23 protein-coding genes and 1 tRNA gene are annotated in these 24,785 nt (G+C 69.7%); 17 read left to right on the forward strand and 7 right to left on the reverse strand.

Translation table 11 applies throughout. The features are described 5' to 3' along the window. Positions 1 to 96: 96 nt before the first annotated feature. Both NV348_RS25295 and NV348_RS25300 read right to left on the reverse strand, forming a co-directional pair. Positions 97 to 579, reverse strand: coding sequence for a barstar family protein (locus NV348_RS25295; RefSeq protein ID WP_447151135.1), 483 nt, complete (start codon positions 577 to 579; stop codon positions 97 to 99). Then, a tRNA-Arg gene (locus tag NV348_RS25300) sits at positions 544 to 617 on the reverse strand. The genes NV348_RS25295 and NV348_RS25300 overlap by 36 nt, the downstream gene beginning before the upstream one ends. Positions 618 to 751: 134 nt before the next feature. Between NV348_RS25300 and NV348_RS25305 the strand changes: the two genes are divergently transcribed. The 7 genes from NV348_RS25305 (at position 752) to NV348_RS25335 (ending at position 12,240) form a co-directional block, all read left to right on the forward strand. Continuing rightward, a complete protein-coding gene (locus NV348_RS25305) occupies positions 752 to 2,818 on the forward strand; it encodes a bifunctional copper resistance protein CopD/cytochrome c oxidase assembly protein (protein ID WP_447149076.1) in 2,067 nt (688 codons plus the stop codon). 17 nt (positions 2,819 to 2,835) lie between these two features. Then, positions 2,836 to 3,777, forward strand: a complete 942-nt coding sequence (locus NV348_RS25310; RefSeq protein ID WP_447149077.1) for a serine/threonine dehydratase — start codon at positions 2,836 to 2,838, stop codon at positions 3,775 to 3,777. Between the two features lie 123 nt (positions 3,778 to 3,900). Continuing rightward, positions 3,901 to 4,221: a hypothetical protein gene (locus tag NV348_RS25315; RefSeq protein ID WP_447149078.1), complete on the forward strand. Its 321-nt coding sequence runs from the start codon at positions 3,901 to 3,903 to the stop codon at positions 4,219 to 4,221. Between the two features lie 69 nt (positions 4,222 to 4,290). Next, on the forward strand, positions 4,291 to 5,967 hold the full coding sequence (gene ettA, locus NV348_RS25320; RefSeq protein ID WP_447149079.1) for an energy-dependent translational throttle protein EttA: 1,677 nt from the start codon (positions 4,291 to 4,293) through the stop codon (positions 5,965 to 5,967). A 248-nt stretch (positions 5,968 to 6,215) separates the two neighbouring features. Then, the gene (locus NV348_RS25325; protein ID WP_447149080.1) at positions 6,216 to 11,096 is read left to right on the forward strand and encodes an NAD-glutamate dehydrogenase; all 4,881 of its coding nucleotides are present in this window, start codon (positions 6,216 to 6,218) and stop codon (positions 11,094 to 11,096) included. 92 nt (positions 11,097 to 11,188) lie between these two features. Continuing rightward, positions 11,189 to 11,563 carry an acyl-CoA thioesterase gene (locus tag NV348_RS25330; protein WP_255588645.1) on the forward strand — a complete coding sequence of 125 codons (375 nt, stop codon included), beginning with the start codon at positions 11,189 to 11,191 and terminating at the stop codon, positions 11,561 to 11,563. A gap of 5 nt (positions 11,564 to 11,568) precedes the next feature. After that, entirely contained in the window at positions 11,569 to 12,240 is a 672-nt protein-coding gene (locus NV348_RS25335; RefSeq protein ID WP_447149081.1) for a DUF8185 domain-containing protein, read from the forward strand. 16 nt (positions 12,241 to 12,256) lie between these two features. On the opposite strand, the gene NV348_RS25340 is transcribed toward NV348_RS25335, so the two are convergent. The 3 genes from NV348_RS25340 to NV348_RS25350 all read right to left on the reverse strand — a co-directional run bounded on the left by NV348_RS25340 (position 12,257) and on the right by NV348_RS25350 (position 14,170). Next, positions 12,257 to 12,745, reverse strand: coding sequence for a DinB family protein (locus NV348_RS25340; RefSeq protein WP_447151136.1), 489 nt, complete (start codon positions 12,743 to 12,745; stop codon positions 12,257 to 12,259). A 266-nt stretch (positions 12,746 to 13,011) separates the two neighbouring features. Continuing rightward, a complete protein-coding gene (locus NV348_RS25345) occupies positions 13,012 to 13,332 on the reverse strand; it encodes an AzlD domain-containing protein (protein WP_308248671.1) in 321 nt (106 codons plus the stop codon). A 139-nt stretch (positions 13,333 to 13,471) separates the two neighbouring features. Beyond that, the gene (locus tag NV348_RS25350) at positions 13,472 to 14,170 is read right to left on the reverse strand and encodes an AzlC family ABC transporter permease (RefSeq protein WP_447149082.1); all 699 of its coding nucleotides are present in this window, start codon (positions 14,168 to 14,170) and stop codon (positions 13,472 to 13,474) included. 67 nt (positions 14,171 to 14,237) lie between these two features. On the opposite strand from NV348_RS25350, the gene NV348_RS25355 reads away from it, so the two are divergent. Then, complete coding sequence (locus tag NV348_RS25355; RefSeq protein WP_447149083.1) at positions 14,238 to 14,807, forward strand: helix-turn-helix domain-containing protein; 570 nt, start codon at positions 14,238 to 14,240, stop codon at positions 14,805 to 14,807. A 1-nt stretch (position 14,808) separates the two neighbouring features. Here NV348_RS25355 and NV348_RS25360 read toward each other — a convergent pair whose 3' ends face one another. Then, positions 14,809 to 15,522, reverse strand: coding sequence for an HNH endonuclease (locus NV348_RS25360; RefSeq protein ID WP_255588610.1), 714 nt, complete (start codon positions 15,520 to 15,522; stop codon positions 14,809 to 14,811). 186 nt (positions 15,523 to 15,708) lie between these two features. On the opposite strand from NV348_RS25360, the gene NV348_RS25365 reads away from it, so the two are divergent. The 4 genes from NV348_RS25365 to NV348_RS25380 all read left to right on the forward strand — a co-directional run bounded on the left by NV348_RS25365 (position 15,709) and on the right by NV348_RS25380 (position 18,701). Next, positions 15,709 to 16,122 (forward strand): globin, encoded by a 414-nt coding sequence (locus tag NV348_RS25365; RefSeq protein ID WP_447149084.1) that lies wholly within the window; start codon positions 15,709 to 15,711, stop codon positions 16,120 to 16,122. Positions 16,123 to 16,299: 177 nt separating this feature from the next. Next, complete coding sequence (locus tag NV348_RS25370; RefSeq protein WP_447149085.1) at positions 16,300 to 17,901, forward strand: glycoside hydrolase family 13 protein; 1,602 nt, start codon at positions 16,300 to 16,302, stop codon at positions 17,899 to 17,901. Between the two features lie 70 nt (positions 17,902 to 17,971). Beyond that, positions 17,972 to 18,250, forward strand: coding sequence for an aa3-type cytochrome oxidase subunit CtaJ (gene ctaJ, locus NV348_RS25375; protein ID WP_447149086.1), 279 nt, complete (start codon positions 17,972 to 17,974; stop codon positions 18,248 to 18,250). Then, on the forward strand, positions 18,237 to 18,701 hold the full coding sequence (locus tag NV348_RS25380) for a DUF5130 domain-containing protein (RefSeq protein WP_447149087.1): 465 nt from the start codon (positions 18,237 to 18,239) through the stop codon (positions 18,699 to 18,701). The genes ctaJ and NV348_RS25380 overlap by 14 nt, the downstream gene beginning before the upstream one ends. A 24-nt stretch (positions 18,702 to 18,725) precedes the next feature. Here NV348_RS25380 and NV348_RS25385 read toward each other — a convergent pair whose 3' ends face one another. Next, a complete protein-coding gene (locus tag NV348_RS25385; RefSeq protein WP_447149088.1) occupies positions 18,726 to 19,760 on the reverse strand; it encodes an AraC family transcriptional regulator in 1,035 nt (344 codons plus the stop codon). Positions 19,761 to 20,035: 275 nt separating this feature from the next. Here NV348_RS25385 and NV348_RS25390 point away from each other — a divergent pair, with 275 nt between their 5' ends. From NV348_RS25390 to NV348_RS25410, 5 genes are all read left to right on the forward strand, one after another. Then, the gene (locus tag NV348_RS25390) at positions 20,036 to 20,605 is read left to right on the forward strand and encodes an NADPH-dependent FMN reductase (protein WP_447149089.1); all 570 of its coding nucleotides are present in this window, start codon (positions 20,036 to 20,038) and stop codon (positions 20,603 to 20,605) included. Positions 20,606 to 20,607: 2 nt separating this feature from the next. Continuing rightward, a complete protein-coding gene (locus NV348_RS25395; RefSeq protein ID WP_447149090.1) occupies positions 20,608 to 21,231 on the forward strand; it encodes a pyridoxamine 5'-phosphate oxidase family protein in 624 nt (207 codons plus the stop codon). A 79-nt stretch (positions 21,232 to 21,310) separates the two neighbouring features. Next, positions 21,311 to 22,456, forward strand: a complete 1,146-nt coding sequence (locus NV348_RS25400) for an MFS transporter (RefSeq protein ID WP_447149091.1) — start codon at positions 21,311 to 21,313, stop codon at positions 22,454 to 22,456. 123 nt (positions 22,457 to 22,579) lie between these two features. Continuing rightward, the gene (locus NV348_RS25405) at positions 22,580 to 23,446 is read left to right on the forward strand and encodes an alpha/beta fold hydrolase (RefSeq protein ID WP_447149092.1); all 867 of its coding nucleotides are present in this window, start codon (positions 22,580 to 22,582) and stop codon (positions 23,444 to 23,446) included. 114 nt (positions 23,447 to 23,560) lie between these two features. After that, complete coding sequence (locus NV348_RS25410; RefSeq protein ID WP_447149093.1) at positions 23,561 to 24,769, forward strand: lipase family protein; 1,209 nt, start codon at positions 23,561 to 23,563, stop codon at positions 24,767 to 24,769. Positions 24,770 to 24,785 lie beyond the last annotated feature (16 nt).

Consider the following 24,785-nt stretch of genomic DNA (forward strand, 5'->3'; position numbering starts at 1 on the left):
CGGTGCAGGATTGTCGGGAGAGCCGAGCATCGAGGTCGGCGAGATCCTGGGTGATCCGCCTGTCGAAGTCGAGAAAGCGGTTGTCGCCCTTCGTGATCAGATGGCCGTAGTCACCTGTCGGTCGGCGTCCGGCCAGTCGCCGGTCGAGGTGGCGGTGAGGCGTCCGTCCATCACCGTGATCGCCACGTCGCGTCCGCTGCCGACTTCCGCTGCGAACGCGTCAGCGGGAATCGTGTCGAGCAGTAGAACGAAGTGCAGGGCCAGCGGTGGATCGTCCAGCGCGTGGCCGTCCGCGTCGAGCCGCAGGTTCGCCTGCCACGCTGCCTGGCAGAGCACCGAGACGAACACGCCCAGATGCTCGGCGCTCAGGAGGAGATCGGCGTGGTCGATCAGGACCGCTACCCGGCTACCGTGCCGGTGACCGGGTAGATCGCTGAGGCAGTCGACCAGAGCGTCCCAACTGTGGCCGAAGTAAGCTCGCTCGCCACACCGGGATCGTCGTACGGCCCTGACCTGGAATACATGCAGGTCAGGGCCGATCTGCGCCCCCGGCAGGAATCGAACCTGCGACCTAGGGATTAGAAGGCCCTTGCTCTATCCAACTGAGCTACGGAGGCAGTGGCATCCACCTTGGCCGAACTCGGCGCCGGTGTCCAGCGCGAAAGTATAGCGGCCGACCAGAAGGAGTGCTGGGCTCGGCAGCGACGCCCCCTCGGGTCGGCCCCGGGCAGGTCGAACTACCCTCGTTGTCATGTCGTTATCGCAGGACCCCTCCGCTGGACCCGCCGTGGACGGCGCGCCACCAGTGGAAGCGGGTCGGGCTGCGCCGACGGGGAACACCGCGACGTTCGGGGTGCTGAGCGTCGTCGCCGGGGCGATGGCCGCGGTCGTCGCGGCGATCGTGGTCGGGTTGTCGGCGGCGCAGGCCCTCAGTCTGCTGGGTATACCCGATCCGGGGCCGTTGACAACATATGGCTTGCCCGCGCTGCGGGCGGTGGCCGATCTGGCCGCCGCGGTGACCGTCGGCTCGCTGCTGTTCGCCGCGTTCCTGCTGCCGCCCCGCGACAGCGGGCTGCTCGAAGCCGGTGGCTACCGGGCGGTGCGCCGGGCGGCCGACGCCGCGCTGGTCTGGGCGGCCTGTGCGGCGCTGCTGGTGCCCCTGACCGTCTCGGATACGACCGGTCAGCCGGTCGGTGACATCTGGCGGCCCGAGGTGCTGTGGCCGGTGATCGCCCAGGTCGAGGTGGCCGGTGCCTGGCGGACCACGACGCTGCTTGCGCTGATCGTCGCCGTCGGCGGCCGCCTGGCGTTGCGCTGGGGCTGGACGCCGCTGCTGCTGGCCGGCTCGCTGATCTCCATGATGCCGCTCGCGCTGACCGGGCACTCGTCCTCCGGTGGCGCCCACGATGTGGCCACCAACTCGCTGATCCTGCACATGGTGGCGGCCGCGGTCTGGGTCGGCGGCCTGGTCGCGGTGCTCGCGCACGCCCTGCGCGGTGGTGCGGGGACCGATGTCGCGGCGCGGCGGTTCTCGGTCGCCGCGACCATCGCGTTCGTGGTGATCGGCCTCAGCGGCGTGGTCAACGCCTGGGTCCGGCTGCCCGCCGCGGACCTGTTCAGCACGACCTACGGCAAGCTGGTGCTGGCCAAGGCTGCGGCGCTGCTCGTCCTGGGCGTGCTCGGCTACCTGCAGCGCCGGGCCGCGCTGCCCGCGCTCGCCGCCGATCCGCGCGATCGCCGGGCGCTGATCCGCTTCGCCGGGGTGGAGACGCTGATCTTCGCGGCCACCATCGGCCTGGCCGTCGGCCTCGGCCGTACCCCGCCCCCGCCGCCCACCTCGATCCCGACGCCGGTGGAGGTGGAACTCGGCTACACCGTGGCCGGGCCGCCGACCGTCGGCAGGCTGCTGTTCGACTGGCGCTTCGATCTGATCTTCGGCACCCTTGCGATCGTGCTCGCGGCGCTCTACCTGCTCGGTGTGTACCGCTTGCGCAAGCGCGGCGACGCCTGGCCGATCGGGCGGACCATCGCCTGGTGCAGCGGCTGCCTGGTGCTGCTGCTGGCCACGTCCTCGGGTGTCGGCCGGTACGCGCCCGCGATGTTCAGCGTGCACATGGGCGCGCACATGGCACTGTCGATGCTGGCGCCGATCCTGCTCGCCCTCGGCGGCGCGGTGACGCTGGCGTTGCGCGCGCTGCCACCCGCCGGGCGCGAGGGTGTGCCGGGTCCGCGCGAGTGGATCCTGGCCGCGGTGCACAACCCGGTCTCGCGGTTCCTGACCCAGCCGGTCGTGGCGTCGATCATCTTCGTCGCCGGGTTCTACGCGCTGTACCTGGGCGGGATCTTCGACGCCTCTGTCGACTCGCACGCCGCGCACCTGATGATGAACGCGCACTTCCTGATCAGCGGCTACCTGTTCTACTGGGTGGTGATCGGCATCGATCCGAAGCCGCGCGAGGTGGCGCCGCTGACCAAGCTGGCGATGGTCTTCGGCACGCTGCCCTTCCACGCGTTCTTCGGCATCGCGCTGATGAGCATGAACACCGTGCTCGGCGGCTGGTTCTACCGCACCCTGGGCCTCGGCTGGAACATCGATCTGCTCGCCGATCAGCGCAACGGCGGCAGCTTCGCCTGGGCCAGTGGCGAGGTGCCGCTGGTCGTGGTGATGCTGGCCCTGCTGATCCAGTGGTCGCGCAGCGATCAGCGCTTGGCCAAGCGCACCGACCGCGCCGCCGACCGCGACAACGACGCCGAGCTCACCGCCTACAACGCGATGTACGCCGAGCTGGCGCGTCGTGACCGCGAGGTGCGTAAGTGAGTGGATGTGGTGTGCCGGTGAGCGAGTCGACACATCGCGTGCCGCGCACGGAGGTGCGGGCGGCGCGCCGCAGGCTCTCGGGCCGGGTGCGCAAGACCCCGGTGTTCCACACGACCGTCGACGGCCCCGAGGGTCCCGTCCCGGTCTCGCTGAAGCTGGAGTTCCTGCAGCACGGTGGCACGTTCAAGGTGCGTGGCGCGCTCAACGCGCTGCTGGCCGCGGACAAGGGCGCCGATCACGTCGTCGTCGCCTCCGGCGGTAATGCCGGGATCGCGGTCGCGCTGGCCGCCGCGCAGCTGGGCAAGGCCTGCACGGTGGTGGTGCCGGAGTCGGCGCCGCACACCAAGGTCGCCGCGATGTGGGCGCACGGCGCCGAGGTGCTCTGGCACGGCACGAGCTACGCCGAGGCGCAGCGCAGGGCCGTGACGCTGGCCGCCGAGCGTGGCGCGCAACACCTGCATGCCTACGACATGCCCGCGGTGGTGGCGGGCGCCGGCGTGATCGGCCTCGAACTGGAGGAACAGGTGCGCGGGCGGCCACCGGTGCTGGCCGCGATCGGTGGCGGCGGGCTGATCGCCGGCCTCGGTGCCGCGCTGGGCAAGCGCAGGCAGATCGTCGGCGTCGAATCCGAGCACACTCCCGCGCTCTCGGCCGCGCTGGCCGCGGGCCGGCCGGTCGAGATCGACGCGCAGGTCAGGGCCACCGAGCTGCTGTGCGCGACCCGGGTGGGCGAAATCGCCTTCGACATCGCGCGCAGGCATCGGATGCCCGCGCTGTCGGTCGCCGACGACGCGATCGCCGCGGCCAGGGAATACCTGTGGCGCGAATTCCGCGTCGTGGTCGAGCTCGAGGGCGCCGCCGCGCTGGCCGCGGTGCAGAGCGGGGCCTACCGCCCGGACCCGGGCGTGCGCCCGATCGTCGTCCTGTGCGGGGCGAACACCGAACTCCCCGTGCTCTGACACGGGAGATCTCCACAACCGTCGACTTTGTCCCCAATTGCGCTCGCGGCCGTCCGTTCGACGGCTCACGACTCCATCCTTGGATGGTCAGCGCAACACAGCGACCGAGCGGGGGCGGATTCGATGTACGAGGCACATGCGACGGTGATCGGCACAGTGGTGACCCATCCGGTCCGGCGTGATCTCACCAACGGTGAGCAGGTGGTGACCTTCCGGATGGCGAGCAACTCGCGCCGGTTCGACGCGGCGCGCTCCGCGCCGCACGCTGTGCGGAATATCTCGGACCGGCCGCGCGCTATACCTCCGGTCCCCGCGGAGGACGCGGCCGAGTATGCGCCGACCGTACCCACTGCCGTAGCCTCTACGACCGCGGCGGATTCCCTCCCGGCGCGATCGCCGGTTGCGGTGCCGATCTCCGGTACGCCCGAGCGGGTCGACGCCTGAGGGTCGTATCCGCGGCACCGGCCCGCTCCGCATCTCACCCCCGTTACCCGCACCGATAGGCTTCCGTATATGGCTGAGTTCATTTATCAGATGATCAAGGTTCGCAAGGCGCACGGCGACAAGGTCATTCTCGACGACGTGACGCTGAACTTCCTGCCCGGCGCCAAGATCGGTGTGGTCGGCCCGAACGGCGCGGGTAAGTCGTCCGTGCTGAAGATCATGGCGGGGCTGGACCGGCCGAACAACGGCGAGGCGTTCCTCGCGCCCGGCGCCACCGTCGGCATCCTGATGCAGGAGCCGCACCTCAACGAGGAGAAGACCGTCCGCGGCAACGTGGAGGAGGGCCTCGGCGAGGTCAAGGTGAAGCTGGATCGCTTCAACGAGATCGCCGAGCTGATGGCCACCGACTACTCCGACGAGCTCATGGACGAGATGGGCAAGCTGCAGGAGTTCCTCGACCACGCCGACGCGTGGGATGTGGATTCCCAGCTCGAGCAGGCCATGGACGCGCTGCGCTGCCCGCCGCCGGACGAGCCGGTCATCAACCTCTCCGGTGGTGAGCGTCGCCGCGTCGCGCTGTGCAAGCTGCTGCTGAGCAAGCCCGACCTGCTGCTGCTCGACGAGCCGACCAACCACCTCGACGCCGAGAGCGTGCTGTGGCTCGAGCAGCACCTGGCCGCCTACCAGGGCGCCGTGCTGGCCGTCACCCACGACCGGTACTTCCTCGACAACGTCGCCGAGTGGATCCTCGAGCTCGACCGCGGCCGTGCCTACCCGTATGAGGGCAACTACTCCACTTACCTGGAGAAGAAGGCCCAGCGGCTCGAGGTCCAGGGCAAGAAGGACCAGAAGCTGCAGAAGCGCCTCAAGGAGGAGCTGGCCTGGGTGCGCTCCGGTGCCAAGGCCCGTCAGGCCAAGAACAAGGCCCGCCTCGGTCGCTACGAGGAGATGGCCGCGGAGGCCGAGAAGCACCGTAAGTTGGACTTCGAGGAGATCCAGATCCCCGCGGGTCCGCGCCTGGGCGACATCGTGGTCAACGTGTCGAACCTCGACAAGGGCTTCGGCGACCGTCAGCTGATCAAGGACCTGTCCTTCACGCTGCCGCGCAACGGCATCGTCGGCGTGATCGGCCCCAACGGTGTCGGTAAGACCACGCTGTTCAAGACCATCGTCGGACTCGAGGCGCCGGACAGCGGCGAGGTCAAGGTCGGCGAGACGGTCAAGCTCAGCTACGTCGACCAGAACCGCGCCGGCATCGACCCGAACAAGAACGTCTGGCAGGTCGTCTCCGACGGGCTCGACTTCATCGAGGTCGGCAACCAGGAGATGCCCTCGCGCGCCTATGTCAGCGCGTTCGGCTTCAAGGGCCCGGACCAGCAGAAGCCGGCGGGCGTGCTCTCCGGTGGTGAGCGCAACCGCCTGAACCTGGCGCTGACCCTCAAGCAGGGCGGCAACCTGATCCTGCTCGACGAGCCGACCAACGACCTCGACGTCGAAACCCTCAGCTCGCTGGAGAACGCGCTCGAGCAGTTCCCCGGCTGCGCCGTCGTGATCTCCCACGACCGCTGGTTCCTGGACCGCACCTGCACCCACATCCTGGCGTGGGAGGGCGACAGCGACAACGACGCCAAGTGGTTCTGGTTCGAGGGCAACTTCGAGGCCTACGAGGCGAACAAGGTCGACCGCCTCGGTGCCGACGCGGCGCGCCCGCACCGCGTGACCCACCGCAAGCTCACGCGCGACTGATCGCCGGGGTTTGCTGCGACGGCCCGGCGGAGTGATCCTCGATGATCTTTCCGCCGGGCCGTCGGCGTCAACGCGCGAAAACGACTGGTAGCGACGACTTCCCCGGCGTTCACCGAACGTTGGCCAAGTTACCGGCGCGGCAAGCTGAAATTCTCTCCGCGTGTCCATGGACCCCCGGCTAGTCTCGAATTTGCGTCACCTGAGTTGCGGAATCGAAGCGAACCGAATCCATGGGAGTGGGCGAAACGATGACGGTCTCGTCGGAAATGTCGAGCGCGGCGTGGGCCGCGGGAATGCCGCGAAGCTTGCGCGGTGATCTCGCGACACTCGAAGGGGCGTACTTCCGACACGTGGACGCCGGCGACGCGGACTTCCCGGTCACCGGCATCAACCAGATCTTCCGGCGGCACATGGAATTGGCCGCCGAACGCCCCGCGGATACGGCGCTGGTGCGGGTCTACCATCCCGACGACGGGTCGGGCATGGGCGCGGCGGTGCAGCTGGTCACCGACGACATGCCGCTGCTGGTCGAGTCGATCACCGCGGCGCTGGCCCGGATGCAGGTGAGCGTCACCGAGGTCATCCACCCGATCTTCGAGGTCACCCGCGACGCTAACGGCGTGCTGATCAGCGCGGCACCGCACGAGGTGGACGGCAACGGCGCGACCGGCATGCCGGAGTCGTGGATGCACCTGCAGCTGCATCCCTCGACCGGGCGGGCCCAGCTCGATCACATCGAGCGCACCGTGCCCACGGTGATCGCCGACGTCCGCCAGGTGATCGACGACACCGAGGCGATGACCAGGGTGCAGAGCTCGCTGGCCGATCAGCTCGATCGCACCGCGGGCGCGGGCTCGGCCCCGTTCCCCGCCACCGACCTGGCCGAATGCGCGCAGCTGCTGCGCTGGCTGGCCCACGGCAACTTCACCCTGCTCGGCTACGCGCGCTACCGCCGCGAGACCGAACACGGCCGCACGGTCTCCACGCCGGTGTCCGGCGCGAGCCTCGGCGTGCTGCGCGCCGACACCGGCACCGACTTCCAGGTGCCGATCAACGGCGGCGACCGTCCGCTGCTGATGCTCACCCAGGGCCTGGTCCGCGCGACCGTGCACCGCTCGGTGTACCCGTACTTCGTCGGTGTCGCCGACGTGGACGACGCGGGCGCCGTGGTCGGTGTACACCTGTTCATCGGGGTGTTCACCGTCAGCGCGGTGCACGAGAACGTGCTCGACATCCCGGTCATCAACACCAGGGTGCGCACCGCCATCGAGGCGGCCGGATTCGACAAGGACTCCTTCTCCGGGCAGGCGATGCTCGAGGTGATCGAATCGTTCCCGCGCACCGAGCTGTTCTCGGCCGACACCGAGGCCATGCGCCGCACCGCGGTGGCGGTGCTCGGCGTGAGCCTGCGCAGGCAGGTACGGCTGTTCCTGCGCAGCGACCGGTACGGCCGCTTCGTGGCCTGCATGGTCTACCTGCCGCGCGATCGCTACACCACCGCGGTGCGGCTGCAGATGCAGGAGATCCTGGTCCGCGAGCTCGGCGGCGCCGACATCGACTACTCGGCCCGGGTGAGCGAAAGCGAGCTCGCCAGTGTGTATTTCACCGTGATGCTGCCCGCCGAGCCCGCCGCGGCGCCGGACACCTCCGAAGACAACCGGCTGCGCCTGCAGGCACTGCTGAACGCGGCCAGCCACACCTGGGACGACCGGATCGACGACGAGGTCGCCACCTCCACCGTCCTGGATCCCGGTGTCGTGAAACAGTATTCGGAGGCCTTCCCGGAGAGCTACAAGGAGGACTTCGGCGCGGTCCGCGCGCTGGCCGACATCGGCAGGCTGGAACGGCTCACCGAGGGCGGCATCGGCCAGCATCTGTACCGCAAGCCGGAGGCCGCGCCCGGGTCGTGGCGCTTCAGCCTCTACATCGCCGGGTCGGGCGTCTCGCTGAGCCAGGTGCTGCCGGTATTGCAGAGCCTCGGCGTCGAGGTGGTCGACGAGCGGCCCTACCAGCTGCAGCTGGAGTGCGGTGCCGAGCGCTGGATCTACGACTTCGGTCTGCAGGCGCGGCCCGAGCTGCTGCGCAACGCGCTCGGCGGCGATCTCGACGCGGAGCTGCTCGAGCAGGCCACCCACGAGGACGAGCTGCACTCCCGGTTCACCGACGCCTTCGCAGCGGTCTGGTACGGCCGGGCCGAGGCCGACGGCCTCAACGAACTCGTGCTGCGGGCCGGTCTGCCGTGGCGGTCGGTGGCGATGCTGCGCGCGTACGCGAAGTACCTGCAGCAGGCGGGATTCCCGTACAGCCAGGTCAATATCGCGCGCGTGCTGCTGGCCCATCCCGAGGTCGCGCGCGCGTTCGTCGACCTGTTCGCCGCCCGCTTCGATCCCGACACCGTCTCGGCCGAGACCGCCGCCGAGCTGGAGACGAAGGTCAGGGTGGGCATCGACGAAGTGGTCAGCATGGACGCCGACCGCATCCTGCGCGCCATCCTCGGCCTGATCAAGGCGACCCTGCGCACCAACTACTACATCGTCGACGCCGAAGAGCGCCCGCGTGACTACTTCTCGTTCAAGGTGGAACCGCGCGAGATCGCCGAATTGCCCAAGCCGCGACCGCAATTCGAGATCTTCGTCTACTCGCCGCGGGTCGAGGGCGTGCACCTGCGGTTCGGATCGGTGGCGCGCGGCGGCCTGCGCTGGTCGGACCGGCTCGAGGACTTCCGCACCGAGATCCTGGGTCTGGTGAAGGCACAGGCGGTGAAGAACGCGGTGATCGTGCCGGTCGGTGCGAAGGGCGGCTTCGTGGTGAAGAACCCGCCCGCCGCCACCGGTGATCCCGCCGTCGACCGGCAGGCGAGCATCGCCGAAGGCGTCGCCTGCTACCGCACCTTCATCTCCGGCCTGCTCGACGTGACCGACAATGTCGACCTGACCACCGGCGCGGTGCTGCCGCCCGCCCGGGTGGTCCGCCGCGACGCCGACGACACCTACCTGGTCGTCGCCGCCGACAAGGGCACCGCCAGCTTCTCCGACATCGCCAACGACGTGGCCACCCGCTACGGTTTCTGGCTCGGCGACGCGTTCGCCTCCGGCGGCTCGGCCGGCTACGACCACAAGGCGATGGGCATCACCGCCAAGGGCGCGTGGGAAGCGGTCAAGCGGCACTTCCGCGAGATGGGCATCGACACCCAGAGCCAGGACTTCACCGTCGTCGGCGTGGGTGACATGAGCGGTGACGTGTTCGGCAACGGCATGCTGCTCTCGCGCCACATCCGCCTGGTCGCCGCGTTCGACCACCGGCACATCTTCCTCGACCCGAACCCGGACGCCGCCACCTCCTACGCCGAGCGCGAGCGGTTGTTCGCGCTGCCGCGGTCCTCGTGGGCCGACTACGATCGCACCCTGATCAGCGCGGGCGGCGGCGTGTTCGAGCGGACCGTGAAGTCGGTGCCGATCTCGCCGCAGGCCCGGCTCGTGCTGGGGCTGCCCGACTCGGTGCAGGCGCTCACGCCGCCGGAGCTGGTGCGGGCGATCCTGCTCGCCCCGGTCCAGCTGCTGTGGAACGGTGGGATCGGCACCTATGTCAAGGCCAGCACCGAATCCAATGCCGAGGTGGGCGACAAGTCCAACGACACGGTCCGGGTCGACGGTAATCAGTTGCGGGTCAAGGTGATCGGCGAGGGCGGCAACCTGGGCGCCACCGCGCTGGGCCGGATCGAGTTCTGCCGCGCCGGCGGCAAGATGAACACCGACGCGCTGGACAACTCGGCGGGGGTCGACTGCTCCGACCACGAGGTCAACATCAAGGTGCTGCTCGACGGCGTGGTGAGCGCGGGCGCGCTGGCGCAGGCCGACCGCAATCCGCTGCTGGCCTCGATGACCGACGAGGTCGCGCGGATGGTGTTGCAGGACAACGTCGATCAGAACGTGCTGATCGGCATCGCGCGCACCGACGCGCCGCAGATGGTCGGCGTGCACGGCCGCGTCATCGACGATCTCGAGCAGCGTCGCGGCCTGGACCGTGAGCTCGAGGCGCTGCCGACCGATGTCGACCTGAAGCGGCGCGACGAGGAGGGTCGCGGGCTCACCTCGCCCGAACTGGCCAATCTGCTCGCGCACATCAAGCTGGGACTCAAGGCCGATCTGCTCGACACCGACCTGCCCGACAGCGTCTACTTCGCACGCAGGCTGCCGCTGTACTTCCCGACGCCGCTGCGCGAGCGCTTCGGCGCGGCGATCAAGAAGCACCGGCTGCGCCGCGAGATCGTCACCACGATGATCGTCAACGAGGTGGTCGACTACGCGGGCATCACCTACGCGCACCGGCTCAACGAAGAGGTCGGGGCCAGCACCTCCGACACCGTTCGCGCGTTCGCCGCGGCCACCGAGATCTTCGAGCTGCACGACGTGTGGGCGCGGATCCGCAGCGCCGACGCGCCCGCCGGCGTGTGCGATCTGCTGGAGCTGGAGTCGAGGCGCACGCTGGATCGGGCCTCGCGCTGGCTGCTCAGCAACCGGCCGCAGCCGATCGCGGTGGGCGCCGAGATCAACCGGTACCACCGCCGGGTGCAGGAGCTGGCGCCGCAGGTGCCGGGCTGGCTGCGCGGGCACCACGTCACCTCGCTCACCCAGGGCGCGGCCGAGCTGATCGCCCGTGGCGCGCCGACCGAGCTGGCGACCGAGGTGTTCGGACTGCTCAGCCTGTACCCGCTGCTCGATATCGTCGATATCGCCGATATCGCCGACCGGGACGGCGCCGAGGTGGGCGCGCTGTACTACGCGCTCAACGAGCACCTGAAGATCGACTGGCTGCTCGAGGCGGTCAGTCACCTCGAACGCGGCGACCGCTGGCACGCGCTGGCCCGGCTGGCGCTGCGCGACGACATGTACGGTTCGCTGCGCTCGCTGACCCTCGATGTGCTGTCCGGGGGTGACCCGGAGGAGACGGCCGACGAGAAAATTGCATACTGGGAGTCGAAGAACCAGTCCCGGCTGGGCCGTGCGCGCGCGGCACTGTCGGAATTGTTCGAGTCCGGGACCCACGACCTCGCCACACTGTCGGTCGCCGCGCGACAGGTGCGGAGCATGGTGAGCGGGGTGGGCGCCCAATCGGAGGTACCACGGTGACGAGCTCGCCGAACACAGCCACGGCCGCGCCGGCGGCGAACCTGGTGTTGCCCCAGCGCTTTCACGCCAAGGTCGAGATCCGCTGGTCGGACATGGACGTGTTCCAGCACGTCAACCACGCGCGGATGGTGACCCTGCTGGAAGAGGCCAGGATTCCGTGGCTGTTCGACGACGACAAGCCGACGGCGTCGATGGGCCGGCAGGGCTGTGTGCTGGTCGACCTGCACGTGAAGTACCGGGGTCAGTTGCGGCACGAGGACACCCCGCTCGATATCGCCATGTGGGTCAAACAGCTGCGGGCGGTCGATTTCACGATCGGCTACGAGGTGCGCGCCAACGGCGCCGCCCCGGATTCGCCGCCCGCGGTCACCGCCACCACCCAGCTGGCCGCGTTCGACATCGAGACCCAGCGGTTGCGCAGACTCAGCGACACCGAACGCGACTACCTGGCCCTGTGGCGGGCCTGACGTCCGTGAGCTCCGAACAGCGGGTGCTGCACGCGCCCGACCCGGCCGAACGCGAGAACCTGGCCACCTTCCTCACCCGGGCGATCCGGCTCGACGCCGCCGCTGTCGTCCGGTTGCGGCGGCGTGGTTCCAGTCTCGTCTCCGCGTGGGTCGCAACAGGTTTCGAGACCCTCGCGGTGCGCACGGTCACCGCCGAACTCGGCGTCGACGATGTCACCGTCGGCGCCGACACGGTGCTGGCGGGGCTGCGCACCGGTCACCCGATCGACCTCGGCTATTCGATGGACTCGGCCTGGCGCGGCGCGCTGCCGCCCAGCGACGGTTTCACCCACGTCGACGACGTCCCGGCCCGCGCGCTGGTCGAGCTGGCCGAGCGCGGCGCCGACCTGGCCCGCGAGCACGGCGGCGCGCACGGCCCGCCCGCCTCGCTGCTGGACCAGTCGGTGCTCACCGTCACCGGCGCGGACGATCTCGCGGTCGAGGTCCCGATGCGCGTCGTCTTCGCCCTCACCGCCATGGACTTCATCCCGCACGCGGGCGAGAAGACCGAGTCGCGCCGCATCCAGCCCACCGAGCTGGTCCGCGTCCGCGCCACCCGCACCTGGCTGCGTCTCGACGCCCGTTACGGCTCCGTCGCGCGTCGCCTGGGTGGTGGAATCCCGCTGTCGCCCAGCTGACGTCGCGCGCCGGGGCTCAGACGCCCGTCGCTCCGTCGATGCGTTCGCGGAGCAGATCGGCGTGGCCGCAGTGGCGGGCGTACTCGGCGATCATGTGCGTGTAGATCCAGCGCAGGCTCACCCGGCTGCCCATGAAGGGACTGGTGTCGTCCAGCTCGCGCGCGGCGCAATTGCGGCGGGCACGGGCGATCTCGTCCTGCCAGGTAGTGACAGCTTTGTCGTAGGACGAGTCGTCGGACAGCTCGAACCCGCCGTCATGTCCCGCGGTATCGGCGTGCGGGTCGTAGATCGGCGGCGCCGGCTCCCCGGCGAGGACCCGGCGGAACCAGTTTCGTTCCACCTCGGCCATGTGCTGGAGCAGGCCGAGCAGGGTCAGCGCCGACGGTGCTGCTGCGGTGCGCAACTGGGCGTCGTCGAGGCCCTGGCATTTGAGCGCCAGCGTCGTGCGGTAGAAGTCGAGCCACGCCTCCGTGGTCGTGCGCTCGTCGGCGTTCAGGGGCGGCATCGGCCGTTCGCTCGTGATCACGGGCGACATGGTGCCAGTGGGGTCGGACATCGACCGGCGATGACGAGGTCGTGCACGCCGGTGCCGGAGCGGGTGGTCGACGCGGCACGTGTCCGCAATCTCGGGCACAGTGACCAGCAGCGGCGCGCGCCGCACCGCGAGCAGGCTCTCACCGACCGTGACTCGACGGCAGTGCGACGATCAGGTCGGTGGACGTTTGCGAGCCGGCGCAGCACGGTCGTCGAGCACAGGGTGACGGCACCGAGTCAGTGCACGCCGGCCAGTCGTAGGAGTGCGGTTGTCGCGGCTGCGGCGAGCACAGTGACGAGCAGCGGTGCACGGCGCCACGCGAGGAGGCCGCCGACCGTCACCCCGGCGGGCAGGGCGATGCCGAGTTCGCCGGACCCGGTCGGGAGAGTGGCGGTCGCGACCAGCGCCGCGAGCAGAATCAGCGCGCCGGTATCGAGGAGATGGATCATCCTGGGCGACAGGCGAAGTCGATGCCGGAGAGCGGGGCCGGTCCACCGCAGCGCGTAGGTTCCCGCAGCGAGCGTGAGCATCGCTGGCAGCAGGTACGGGGTGTTCACGACGCGCACCGCCGCTGGGAGGTGGGCTGAGTCCGGTCGGTCTGCGCACAGGTCGGCACGACCCTCGGCGATTCGAGCGCGTGGCTGGAACGCGCGGCGATCGACCGAGCACCGGCGTGCCCGGGTCGAGCGGTCGAGGTCAGCATGGTTGTGCCGCCGGAGTCTCGGTCTGCTCCGGTGGTCGCAGCGCGAACACCAGGCCGAGCAGTGCGATCAGCACCGGCAGGCCGGCGGGGACGAACGGGGCCGCGACGACGGCGAGTGCGGCGCCGACCAGGACCGGGCGCAGCGTGGCGCGGTCGCGCAGGGCGGGCAGGATGAGCGCGAGCAGGATGACCGGGAACACGGCGTCGAGGCCGAGGGCCGAGGTGTCGGGGACGAGCGAACCCAGGGCGGCGCCGAGGGTCGCGCCGAGCGGCCAGCTCAGGGCGACGCCGATGCCGCAGGCCCAGTAGGCGGCACGCTTGCGCTCCTGGTCGCCGGGAGCGGTCGCGAACGCCACCGACTCGTCGTTGAGCACGTGGATGCCGAGCACCCGCTTCCAACCCCGGCCGAACACCTCGGGCGCCGACAGGCCGTACGGCAGATGCCTGGCATTGAGCAGTAGTCCGGCGACCACGGCGGCGAGCGGGCTGCCGCCTGCCGCGACGATGCCGAAGAACAGCAGTTCGGACCCGCCGGCCAGCACCGTCACCGCCATGACGATCGGCATCCAGACCGGGAACCCGGCCGCGATGGTCGACGCGCCGTAGGACACGCCGAAGAGGCCGACGGCCAGGCAGGCCGCGGCCACGGCGGTGACGGTTCGCCGATCGAGTGTTCGCCATATCGAACGCATGTTTCTCATAATGAACAGGCCGGGTGGGTAAAGTCAACGCGAAATCGCCAGCTCCCAGGAGGCGTTGATGGACCGGCAGGACCCGGTGAGCGGACCACCCCAAGCGGTGATCGCGGCGTCGCTGCGCCGCGAACGCGCGCGCGCAGGCTTGTCGCTGACCGAGGTCGCGAGCCGGGCGGGCGTCGCGAAATCGACGCTGTCCCAACTGGAATCGGGCACCGGCAATCCCAGCCTGGAAACCCTGTGGGCGCTGTGCGTTGCGCTGGAGATGCCGTTCTCGCGGCTGCTCGACCCGCCCCGGCCCAACGTCCAGGTGATCCGCGCGGACGAGGGCGCGCCGGTCCCGTCGGCCGATGCGGACTATCGAGTGACATTGCTCGCAGCGGGTCAGTCACACACGCGCTGCGACGTCTACCGCATCGCGGCCGAACCCGGCCACACCCGCCGCTCCGACCCGCACAACCCCGGCGTGGTCGAGCACGTGGTGCTGGCCGCCGGGCGCGCGCTGGTCGGCCCGGCGGACGAGCCCATCGAGATCGGCCCCGGTGACTACGTCCGCTACCTGGGCGATCTCCCGCACATCTTCGAGGCGCTCGAACCGGGGACGTGGGCCTCGATGGTCATCGAGAGCCCCTGACTCAGGCGGCTCCTTCGCCGAGATACTGCAGCCAGATCGGATCCAGGTCGGCGGTGGTGGACAGCAGGCGCCAATGCGGGCCCTTGGGGGAGACCAGGGGATGGCGCAGCGTCCAGCCGAGCTCGGTGAGCATCTTGTCGGCCTTGCGGTGATTGCACGGGGCGCAGCTGGCGACGCAGTTCTCCCACGAGTGCTCGCCGCCGCGGCTGCGCGGGATCACGTGGTCGATGGTCTCGGCTTTGCCGCCGCAGTAGCCGCAGCGATAGCGGTCGCGGTGCATGAGCGCGGCACGGGTCATCGGTACCCGGGCGCGATAGGGCACGCGCACGTAGGTGCGCAGCCGGATGACGGAGGGAATCGCCACTTCGGCGCCCGCCGAATGCAGGACCGGGGCTTCGGGGTTGTCGTGGACCGCATCGGCTTTGGCGCAGATCAGCAGGACGACAGCGCGGCGCGCGGACAGCGCGGTGAGCGGCTCGTAGGTGGCGTTGAGGAGGAGGACCCGGCGTTTGCGCCATGCGGCGGCGTCGTGGTCTCCGGCAAGGTGCAATGGCGCGGGGTGATGCGGCAGGTCGTGATGACCGTGTGCGCCCGGATGGTGATCGGACAAGATGTGCAGCGGGATAGCCCCCGAGCCACGATTGTGGACGTCGGCGGGCTGGAGTTGTCGGTGCGCGCGCGCCTCGTGTGACCGGGCGCCTGGTCGCTGCTTCATCTTGACCTCAATTTCATGATTGGCAGGATCATGTGGTATCTGGGGCCGATACTGCCCCCCAGTTGACCATGGTTCCGCCGGTATTGCACGGCTATTTTTCAAACTTTCGGGTGAACTGTGGTTGAAGGGCCGCGCGTTCGTGATGCGCGGCTGCCGCCGAGCCGGGTGCCCGGTCATCGGGGCACAATGGAGGCCGTGACTTCAGGAGAGCAGACAACGACCTCGTTCTACGAAGCGGTGGGTGGCGCCGAGACGTTCCGCCGCATCGTGTCCGTGTTCTATCGCGAGGTCGCTGCCGACGAGATCCTGCGCCCACTGTATCCGGAGGAGGATCTCGGCCCCGCCGAGCGCCGGTTGCGGATGTTCCTCGAACAGTACTGGGGCGGGCCGCGCACCTACTCCGACGAGCGTGGGCACCCGCGGCTGCGGATGCGGCACAACCCGTTCGTCGTCGGCCCGCTCGAGCGCGACGCCTGGATGCGGTGCATGACGATCGCGGTCGGCGAGATCGAGCCGTCGATCCTGGACGACGCGCACCGCAAGCAGCTGATGGACTACTTCACGATGGCGGCCGCCTCCCTGCAGAACTCGCCCGGCTGAGGGGTGCGGGTGCCCCGCGTTCGCTGATGACCGGCAGGTGGCGTCGCGGTTTCGGGTCGATGCCGTGGTTTACCCCGAGGTTTCGCTCCGGCGTGGCGAACGCTGGCGATTTGCCGGATTCGCAGAAAGTCTCGCGCCGTAGGAATATCCCGGGCAATCTTTGGCAATATTGCGGTTGTGACACAGACACCTGCCTCGCCGGTGCCGGGGGAAAACAGCACCGCTCCGTGGTGGACAACCGCCGTGTTCTATCAGGTCTACCCACGCTCGTTCGCCGACTCCGACGGTGACGGTGTCGGCGATCTGGGCGGCGTTCGCGAGAAGCTGGGCTACCTGGAGTTACTCGGCGTCGACGCGCTGTGGATCTGTCCGGTGATGCGCTCGCCGCAGGCCGACGGCGGCTACGACGTGGCCGACCCCCGCGACATCGACCCACTGTTCGGCGGGCTGGCCGCGTTCGACGAGCTGATCGCCGAGGCGCACGACCGCGAGATCAAGGTGACGATGGACCTGGTGCCCAACCACACCAGCGTCGAGCACCCGTGGTTCGGTGCGGCGCTGGAGGCGGCGCCGGGCAGCCCCGAGCGGGCCCGCTATCTGTTCCGGGACGGCCGCGGCCCCGACGGTGCCGAGCCGCCGAACAACTGGCCGAGCATCTTCGGCGGCCCGGCCTGGACCAGGGTCACCGAGGCCGACGGCACGCCGGGCCAGTGGTACCTGCACATCTTCGCCCCGGAACAGCCGGACCTGAACTGGGAGAATCCCGAGGTCGCCGCCGATTTCGAGAAGACGCTGCGGTTCTGGCTGGACCGCGGGGTCGACGGCTTCCGGATCGACGTCGCCCATGGGATGGCCAAGCCCGACGGCCTGCCCGACATGGCGAAGGTCGAGACCAAGATGCTGGTCCACGACGACGACGATCCCCGCTTCAACAATCCGGGCGTGCACGCCATCCACCGCCGCATCCGCACGGTGCTCGACGACTACCCGCGAGCGGTGTCGATCGGCGAGGTGTGGGTCGACGACAACACCCGCTTCGGCGAGTACGTGCGCCCGGACGAACTGCACCTGGCCTTCAACTTCCGCCTGGCCGAGACCCCCTTCACCGCCGACGGTGTGCGCGCGGCGATCACGCACTCGCTCGACGCGGTGAGTGGTGTCAGCGCCCCGCCGACCTGGACGCTGTCCAACCACGACATCGAACGCGAGGTCACCCGCTACGGCGGCGGCCGGACCGGGGTCGCGCGGGCGCGGGCGATGGTGATGGTCGAGCTGGCGCTGCCCGGTGCGGTGTTCGTCTACAACGGCGCCGAACTCGGTCTGCCCAATGTCGACGACCTGCCCGAGGACGCGCTGCGAGACCCGGTGTGGGAGCGGTCGGGCCACACCGAACGCGGACGCGACGGCTGCCGGGTGCCGATCCCGTGGGAGGGCGCGGCGACGCCGTTCGGCTTCACTACGGGCACGCCATGGCTGCCGATCCCCGCCGACTGGGCCGACCGCACCGTGGAAGCCCAATTGGAGACCCTGCATTCGACGCTGTCGCTGTACCGGCTGGCGATCGATCTGCGTAGCACGCGGCCGGAATTCGCGGGTGACCGGATCGAGTGGTACGGCAGCCCGGACGGGTGCCTGGCCTTCCGCAGGCCGGGTGGACTGATCTGTGTGCTCAACGCTTCCGACGGGCCGATCCAGCTGCCGCCGGGGGAGGTGCTGCTGGCCAGCGCCCCCGTCGCCGACGACCGGTTGCCCGCGAACGCGGCGGCCTGGCTGGTCTGAGGAGGGTGGACACGCGGTTTCGGGAGTGCCGGAGGATGAACTACTACACAGCATCGTCTACCGTTGGTCCGTGAGCATTCTCGAGACAGTGCTGATCTTCGTCGGCATCCCGGCCGCGATCTACTTCGCGATCGCGGGTTTGTCCTATCTCGGTAAGCCATTCCCCGGTGAGAAGCCGGCCCACTTCGCGCTCGGGCAGAAGTGGACCCACCCGCCGGTGCTGTGGAGTGCTACCGACGAGGTGACCGCCGCGGCGGGTCACCACACCGCCGAGTCGCATGGCAGCCATGCGGCTCTCGAAGCCGCGAACGCGGAGCTGATCGGAGGCCGGGCAAGTGGCAAGTTCTAATTGGCCTGCGGTGGTCGAGGCCGACCTGCCGCACGGATTCGCGCTGACCAGCAGCGGCCGCGTCTCGGGCGTGCACGAGCCGGGCACCGTCTTCGACGAGGTGCCGTTCACCGACCGTGAGCGCGTCATGCTCGACAACGCGCTCACCGAGGCGACGCGCGCGACCAAGGTCCGCTTCAACATCTACCTCGGCGATCTCGGCAACGACGCGGCGGCGGGCGCCGACGCGGTCCTGCCGAACACCCCGGAGGCGGCCGACTCGGTGCTCATCGCGGTCTCGCCCAACCAGGGCGCCATCGAGGTGCGTTCCGGTGCGAACGTCGCCGAGCGCGCCAACGATCGCATCTGCCAGCTGGGCGTCACCGCCGCGCTGGCGTCGTTCCGTCAGGGCAACCTGATCGACGGCCTGATCTCCGCCGTCCGTGTGATGGCCGCGGCCATCGGCCGCTAGTTCGTTCTCCGCCGAACGGCGCGTTCACCCGAGGGTGAACGCGCCGTTCGTGTTTCCGGTCCCCGTGGTCCGCCGGAAGGCGTCGGGACTCTGGCCGGTCCAGCGACGGAAGGAACGGCGCAGGGCGCGGGCATCGGTGTAGCCGAGCCGGGCGGCGATGGACCGGATGGGCAGGTCGGTCTCGCGCAGGAGTCGTTCGGCGCGCTCGCGGCGGACGGCGTCGACCTCCTCGCGCCAGGTCGTGCCCGCCTCGGCGAGGCGCCGTTGGAAGGTGCGGGGGCTGGCGGCGAAGCGGGCGGCGACGGCGGGGAGTTCGAGGTCGCCCGCGGCGAGTTCGTCGAGGATCGCGGCGCGCAGTGCTTCCCGGTGGGTGGGGACGGGGCGTGAGCCGGTGAGGGCGAGCTCGGCGTGCTGCCGGAGCAGGGCACCCAGCTGGGGGTCGGTCCCGGTGGGCAGGGCGGCGACGTCGAGGAAGGTCAGCTGGGCGTGTGGGGCGCCGAAGTCGATGCGGTGCGTGCCGAAGACCTCGACGAGGTGCTGCCGGGTGACGGGCGCGCGCTGACTCAACGCGACGTGCACCGGCGTGATCGCCGTCCGGGTGGCCTCGCGCATCCGCCGCAGCACCGTCGAGAGGACGAAGTCCTCGACCGGGGCCAGCAGCGGATCGGGCTCGATCGCGTCGAACCGCAGCACCAGCAGTCCGCCGTCCTCGCGCACGGTCCAGGTGACTCCCGGATCGGTGACCAGCGCGCGCAGGTCGAGCGCGGCGCGCACGCTCTCGGCCAGGGTGGGCGCGCTGGTGAACAGGTAGTCCCATTCGAGCAACTGCCCACGATCGGCCGCGGCTCCCGCGCGCAGCCCGGCGCCGGGACCGCCGAGCGCCTCGGCGAGTTCCCAGATGCGCCAGGTCGATCCGGTGGGGATGCGGGACAGGCCGTCGGCGATATCCGCCGGATCGGGGCCGGGCAGATGACGCAGCTCGGCCTCGGTGACACCGATACCCCGGGCCGTCGCCCGGATCAGCCGCGCGGTGCGTACCGGGATGGTGCTGTCGATCACCAGCGGATGCTAGTCCACGGCAGTCGTGCCGCCCCATCCGAAATCGCACCGTTTCCGGTCGGATGGTCTGGCGCGGATAGTCCGCTGCGCGGCGCCGGTGGTCCGCCGTCTACGGCTCGCCGGCGCCGTACGTTCTGAGTACGCCGCGAAGGCGCTCCGCCGCGAATCCGATGTTTTTTCCCGAACCGGGAATCAAACGCACTCGGGCTAACCTTTAAAATGTTATTGACTGGTTAGAACGACGGACACCATCCGCACGATCCAGGGAACGAGCCATGAGCAACCACACCGTCCTCGCGCTGTCGGGCAGCCTGCGCGCCGACTCGCACAACACCGCCCTGCTGCGCGCCGCCCAGAAATTCGGCGCCGGCCTCGACATCGAGATCTACTCCGGGCTCCGTGAGATCCCGCCCTACGACCAGGACCTCGACACCCCTGACCATCGCCCTGCCGCGGTGGCCGACCTGCGCCGCCGGATCGCCGCGGCCGACGGCGTGCTGATCGCGACGCCGGAGTTCAACTACTCGATCCCCGGCGTGCTGAAGAACGCCATCGACTGGGTGAGCACCGACTGGACCAGGACCGAAGGACTGCCCCTGCTGCGCAAGCCGGTCGCGATCATGGGCGCCGCCCCCACCCAATTCGGCTCGGTCCGTGCGCAACTGGCGCTGCGGCAGGTCTTCGTCTGGACCGAGAGCGATGTGGTGGTGAAGCCGGAGGTGATCGCCTTCCGCTCGCACGAGCGTTTCGACGACGCGGGCAACCTGGTCGACGAGACCACCATCGATCTGCTCCAGGGGCTGCTCGCCGCGCTCACCGCGAAGATCGAACGGGTGCAGGGGTAATCGTGACCGGGCACTACGCGCAGGTCGCGTTCACTCCGCTGGTGCGTGAGCACCAGCGCGCGCACGGCAGCCTGCGCAGCTACGAACGGATGGCGCAGGTGCCCGAGGTCGCCGACCGGATCGGCCCCGACGAGGCCTGGTTCATCGGCGAGCGGGACAGTTTCTACCTGGCGACGGTCGGTGAGACCGGCTGGCCGTACATCCAGCATCGCGGTGGCGCACCGGGATTCCTGAAGGTGCTCGGTGAACGCACGCTGGGCTTCGCCGACTTTCGCGGCAACAAGCAGTACATCAGTCGCGGCAATCTCGATCACGACGACCGGGTCTCGCTGTTCTTGATGGACTACGCCGCGCAGTCGCGGATGAAGATCTTCGGCCGGGCGCGGGTGGTCGAGGCCGCCGACGATCCGGACCTGGTCGCCTCGCTCGCGGTCGAGGGCTATCGCGCGCAGGTCGAGCGCGCGGTGCTGATCGACGTCGAGGCGTTCGACTGGAATTGCCGTCAGCACATTCCGCCGCTGTATCCCCGCGCGGCCGTCGCCGAGGCGATGCAGGTGCTGCGGGACCGGATCACCGAGCTCGAGAACGAGATCGCCCGTCTGCGAAGCGATTCCGCGCGCGACTGATCTCCGGCGACGGGAATGTGCCCGACCACGGTCCAGTTATAACCATTCAAAGTATGTTAGATAGTTAGGAGGTGACGGCATGCGGCGTGAGCACCTTGCCTGGGCCGGACTCGCGGCGATGACCGTGTCGTTCGGGCTGAACTTCACGATGGGCGTGTTCTTCGCTCCCACGGCCGCGGCGTACGGCGTCTCGGCGACGGCGCTGGCCGTGGCCGCCGCGCTGGGCACCACGGTCACCGGGCTGGCCCAGCAGGGCATCGGCAGGCTGCTCGATCTGCTCGGGCCCAAGCTCGTGCTGACCGGCGGGCTCACCTTGATCTCGAGCAGCTATCTGGTGCTGGCCGCGGTCACCGAGACCTGGCAGTTCGTCGCGGCCTACATGGTGCTGGGCGGACTCGGCTTCGCGTCCTCGTCGACGCTGACCGTGACCACCCTGCTCGGCCGGGCGTACGGCGCGCAGGCCGGACCCGCCATGGCGCGGGCGGCGATCGGCATCAACCTGGGTCAGCTGATCACGCCGTGGGCGGCCACGGCGCTGTTCGAGCCGATCGGCGTGCGGGCCACCTTCGCGGTGCTTGGCGCGATCGGCCTGGCCGCCACTGCCGTGCTGTGGCTGCTGCTGCCGACGGATCGACGGTCAGCGACCGGCGCCGGTGCGGGGGAGTCGCTGGCTGATCGATGGAAAGTGCTGGTGTCCTTCGGGTTACACGCGGCGACCCTCTACGTGGTCGTGCTGATGCTGCCCAAACATGCGGTGGAGCAGGGCTGGTCGGTGGCTGGCGCGGGCCGGCTCGTGGCGCTGGCCGCGTTGGCGGCGGGCGTGACCTCGGCGGCGATGGTGCGTCTGTTGCGGCGCTATCCGCCGGAAACCCTGCTGCGGGTGCTGTATTCGGTGCGGCTGGCCGCCCTGCTGCCCGTGGTGTTCGTGCCGGGACCGCAGGTGCTGGTCGTGGTGGCGGTGCTGTTCGGCATCGCCTCGTTCCCGGTCATCCCGCTGACCATGGCCATCCTGTCGCGCGGACTGGACCCGGCCCGGATGGGCCGCACGCTGGCCCCGGCCTGGGTGATCCACCAGCTCGCCGCCGCCACCGGCCTCGGCGTGGCCACCGTCGTGCACGCCCTGACCGACAGCTACCGCGGCTATTTCGCGCTCGGCCTGGTGTTCACCATCGCCGCCGCTGCCCTGATCACCCCGGTTCGCCAGCGCGAACCGGTCACCGTCTGAGAAGTACACCCCCGATGACCGAGCTTCCGGTGATCCCGGCCTTCCGCCGCGGCGACTTCGTCGAGGTCATCCAGAACTCCGCCTGGTCCGAGTAGAAAACCCATCGAGAAAGCGAGATCCACTATGAGCACGATCCGGCACAACACCGTCCAGATCCAGGGGCAGACCGTCTTCTACCGTGCGGCGGGCGACCCGGACAAGCCCACTGTGCTGCTGCTGCACGGCTTCCCGACCAGCTCGGCCATGTTCCGCAATCTGATCCCCGCCCTCGCCGACGACTACCACGTGATCGCGCCCGACCACCTCGGGTTCGGCCAGTCGGCCATGCCGGGCGTCGCCGAGTTCGACTACACCTTCGACGCGCTCACCGACATCACCCTGGAACTGCTCGACACCCTCGGCATCGAGCGCTTCGCGATCTACATCCAGGACTACGGCGCCCCCATCGGCCTGCGCATCGCCTCGCGCAACCCCGAGCGGGTCACCGCCATCATCACCCAGAGCGGCAACGCCTACATGGAGGGCTTCACGCCGTTCTGGGAGGTGCTGTTCGCGCACGCGAACGACCGCGTCACCCACGAACCCGAGGTGCGCAAGCTGCTCGAGCTCGACGCCACGAAATGGCAGTACACGCACGGGGTTCCGGCCGATCGGCTGCCGCTGGTCAGCCCGGACACGTGGACCCTCGACCAGGCCTACCTGGATCGCCCCGGTAACAAGGAGATCCAGCTGCAGCTGTTCTTCGACTACAAGAACAACCTCGACGGCTACCCCGCGTTCCAGAAGTACTTCGCCGAGCATCGGCCGCCGACGCTGATCGCCTGGGGTGAGCACGACGAGATCTTCGCCGCCGACGGCGCCCGCGCCTACCTGCGTGACCTGCCCGACGCGGAGCTGCACCTGCTCGACGCGGGCCACTTCGCGCTGGAGACGCACGGATCGGAGATCGCGGCGCTGATCCGCGATTTCCTCGGCCGGGTCCTGCGCTGAGTCCGGTGGACGGCCGGGCGCTGTCCGGCGCCCGGCCGTCCACCCGGCATCGAGTAACCTGATCCGCGGTTTACCGGCCGCGCGTGGCGGCCGTTCGGTGGCAGTGGGGGGAACATGCAGACAGGAATCGCTCGGGTGATCACGGCCGCCGCGGTGGCCTGTCTGGCGTTGACGGCCGCGGCCTGCGCGCAGGACACGGCGAGTGCGGCCGAGGTGGCCGGAGCGCCGCGGTCCGACTTCTATTCGCCACCCGCGGAATCGATTCCGGGACCGCACGGTTCGGTGATCCGGACCCAACCCGTCACCGGGTCGCAGGCGGTGCCGGGCGCCCGGAACTTCCTGGTGCTGTATCGGTCGGTCGACGCGCAGGGCAAGCCCGTCGCGGTCTCGGGCACGCTCGCCGTGCCGGCGGGGACACCGCCCGCGGGCGGTTGGCCGCTGCTGTCCTGGGCGCCGGGCACCAACGGCGTCGCCGATGTGTGCGCGCCCTCGCGCACCGAGGGGTCCTCGCCGGGCAAGGACGAACAGGCCCGCTGGGTCGCCAAGGGCTACGCGGTGGCCAGGACCGACTATCAGGGTCTGGGCACGCCGGGTGACCACGGCTATCTGATCGGCGAGACCGAGCAGCGGGCGATGGGCGATTTCGCCACGGCCGCACGCGAAGTCGACAAGTCCGTGGGCGCGCGCTGGGTGGCGATGGGGCATTCGCAGGGCGGGCACGCCGCCCTGTTCGCCGCCGGCGCGGCGGGCGCGTGGGCGACCGGCGCGGAACTGCTCGGCGCGGTCGCACTGGCACCCGCCTCGCACCTCGGCGAACAGGTCAGGATGGCGAAGTGGGCGGTGTCGAATCCGCTCGGCAAGCTCGGCACCGGCGATGTCTCGCTGTACGTGCCGTTGCTGGTGCGCGGCGCGCAGACCGTCACCGATGTCGATCCCGGCCGGTTCCTCACCGGGCGCGCGGTCTCGATGCTGCCGCTCGCGGACTCCGAATGCACCGCGGGACTGCGGGATCGGAGCAAATGGGGTGGGTTGGCGGCGAAGGACGTGTTCACCGAGGACGGCGATTTGTCCGGCCTGCTGCGGGTCCTCGACGACAACGATCCCAGCGGATTGCGGTTCGCGGCACCGGTGCTGGTGCTGCAGGGCCGCGCCGATATGACCGTGCCGCTGAAGTCGACCGACGCGATGGTGGCCGAGCAGCAGCTGAACGGCCAGTCCGTCGACTACCGCAAGTACGACGACGTCGACCACAGCGGCATCGTCGCCGCCTCGTTCGCCGACGCGCTCGGCTGGGTGGACACCCGCTTCGGCGTCACCCGCTGAGTTACGCCGAGAGCAG

The organism is Nocardia fodinahabitans, assembly GCF_052983615.1.

Excerpts from the sequence above, each read along its gene's own strand:
- NV348_RS25390 (WP_447149089.1), top strand. The coding sequence starts at position 20,036 with ATGAGCAACCACACCGTCCTCGCGCTGTCGGGCAGCCTGCGCGCCGAC.
- NV348_RS25365 (WP_447149084.1), top strand. The coding sequence starts at position 15,709 with ATGGAGGCCGTGACTTCAGGAGAGCAGACAACGACCTCGTTCTACGAA.
- NV348_RS25340 (WP_447151136.1), bottom strand. The coding sequence starts at position 12,745 with ATGCCGCCCCTGAACGCCGACGAGCGCACGACCACGGAGGCGTGGCTC.
- NV348_RS25360 (WP_255588610.1), bottom strand. The coding sequence starts at position 15,522 with ATGAAGCAGCGACCAGGCGCCCGGTCACACGAGGCGCGCGCGCACCGA.
- NV348_RS25305 (WP_447149076.1), top strand. The coding sequence starts at position 752 with ATGTCGTTATCGCAGGACCCCTCCGCTGGACCCGCCGTGGACGGCGCG.
- NV348_RS25400 (WP_447149091.1), top strand. The coding sequence starts at position 21,311 with ATGCGGCGTGAGCACCTTGCCTGGGCCGGACTCGCGGCGATGACCGTG.
- NV348_RS25325 (WP_447149080.1), top strand. The coding sequence starts at position 6,216 with ATGACGGTCTCGTCGGAAATGTCGAGCGCGGCGTGGGCCGCGGGAATG.
- NV348_RS25330 (WP_255588645.1), top strand. The coding sequence starts at position 11,189 with ATGGACGTGTTCCAGCACGTCAACCACGCGCGGATGGTGACCCTGCTG.
- NV348_RS25410 (WP_447149093.1), top strand. The coding sequence starts at position 23,561 with ATGCAGACAGGAATCGCTCGGGTGATCACGGCCGCCGCGGTGGCCTGT.
- ettA (WP_447149079.1), top strand. The coding sequence starts at position 4,291 with ATGGCTGAGTTCATTTATCAGATGATCAAGGTTCGCAAGGCGCACGGC.
- NV348_RS25350 (WP_447149082.1), bottom strand. The coding sequence starts at position 14,170 with ATGCGTTCGATATGGCGAACACTCGATCGGCGAACCGTCACCGCCGTG.
- NV348_RS25315 (WP_447149078.1), top strand. The coding sequence starts at position 3,901 with ATGTACGAGGCACATGCGACGGTGATCGGCACAGTGGTGACCCATCCG.
- NV348_RS25355 (WP_447149083.1), top strand. The coding sequence starts at position 14,238 with ATGGACCGGCAGGACCCGGTGAGCGGACCACCCCAAGCGGTGATCGCG.
- NV348_RS25405 (WP_447149092.1), top strand. The coding sequence starts at position 22,580 with ATGAGCACGATCCGGCACAACACCGTCCAGATCCAGGGGCAGACCGTC.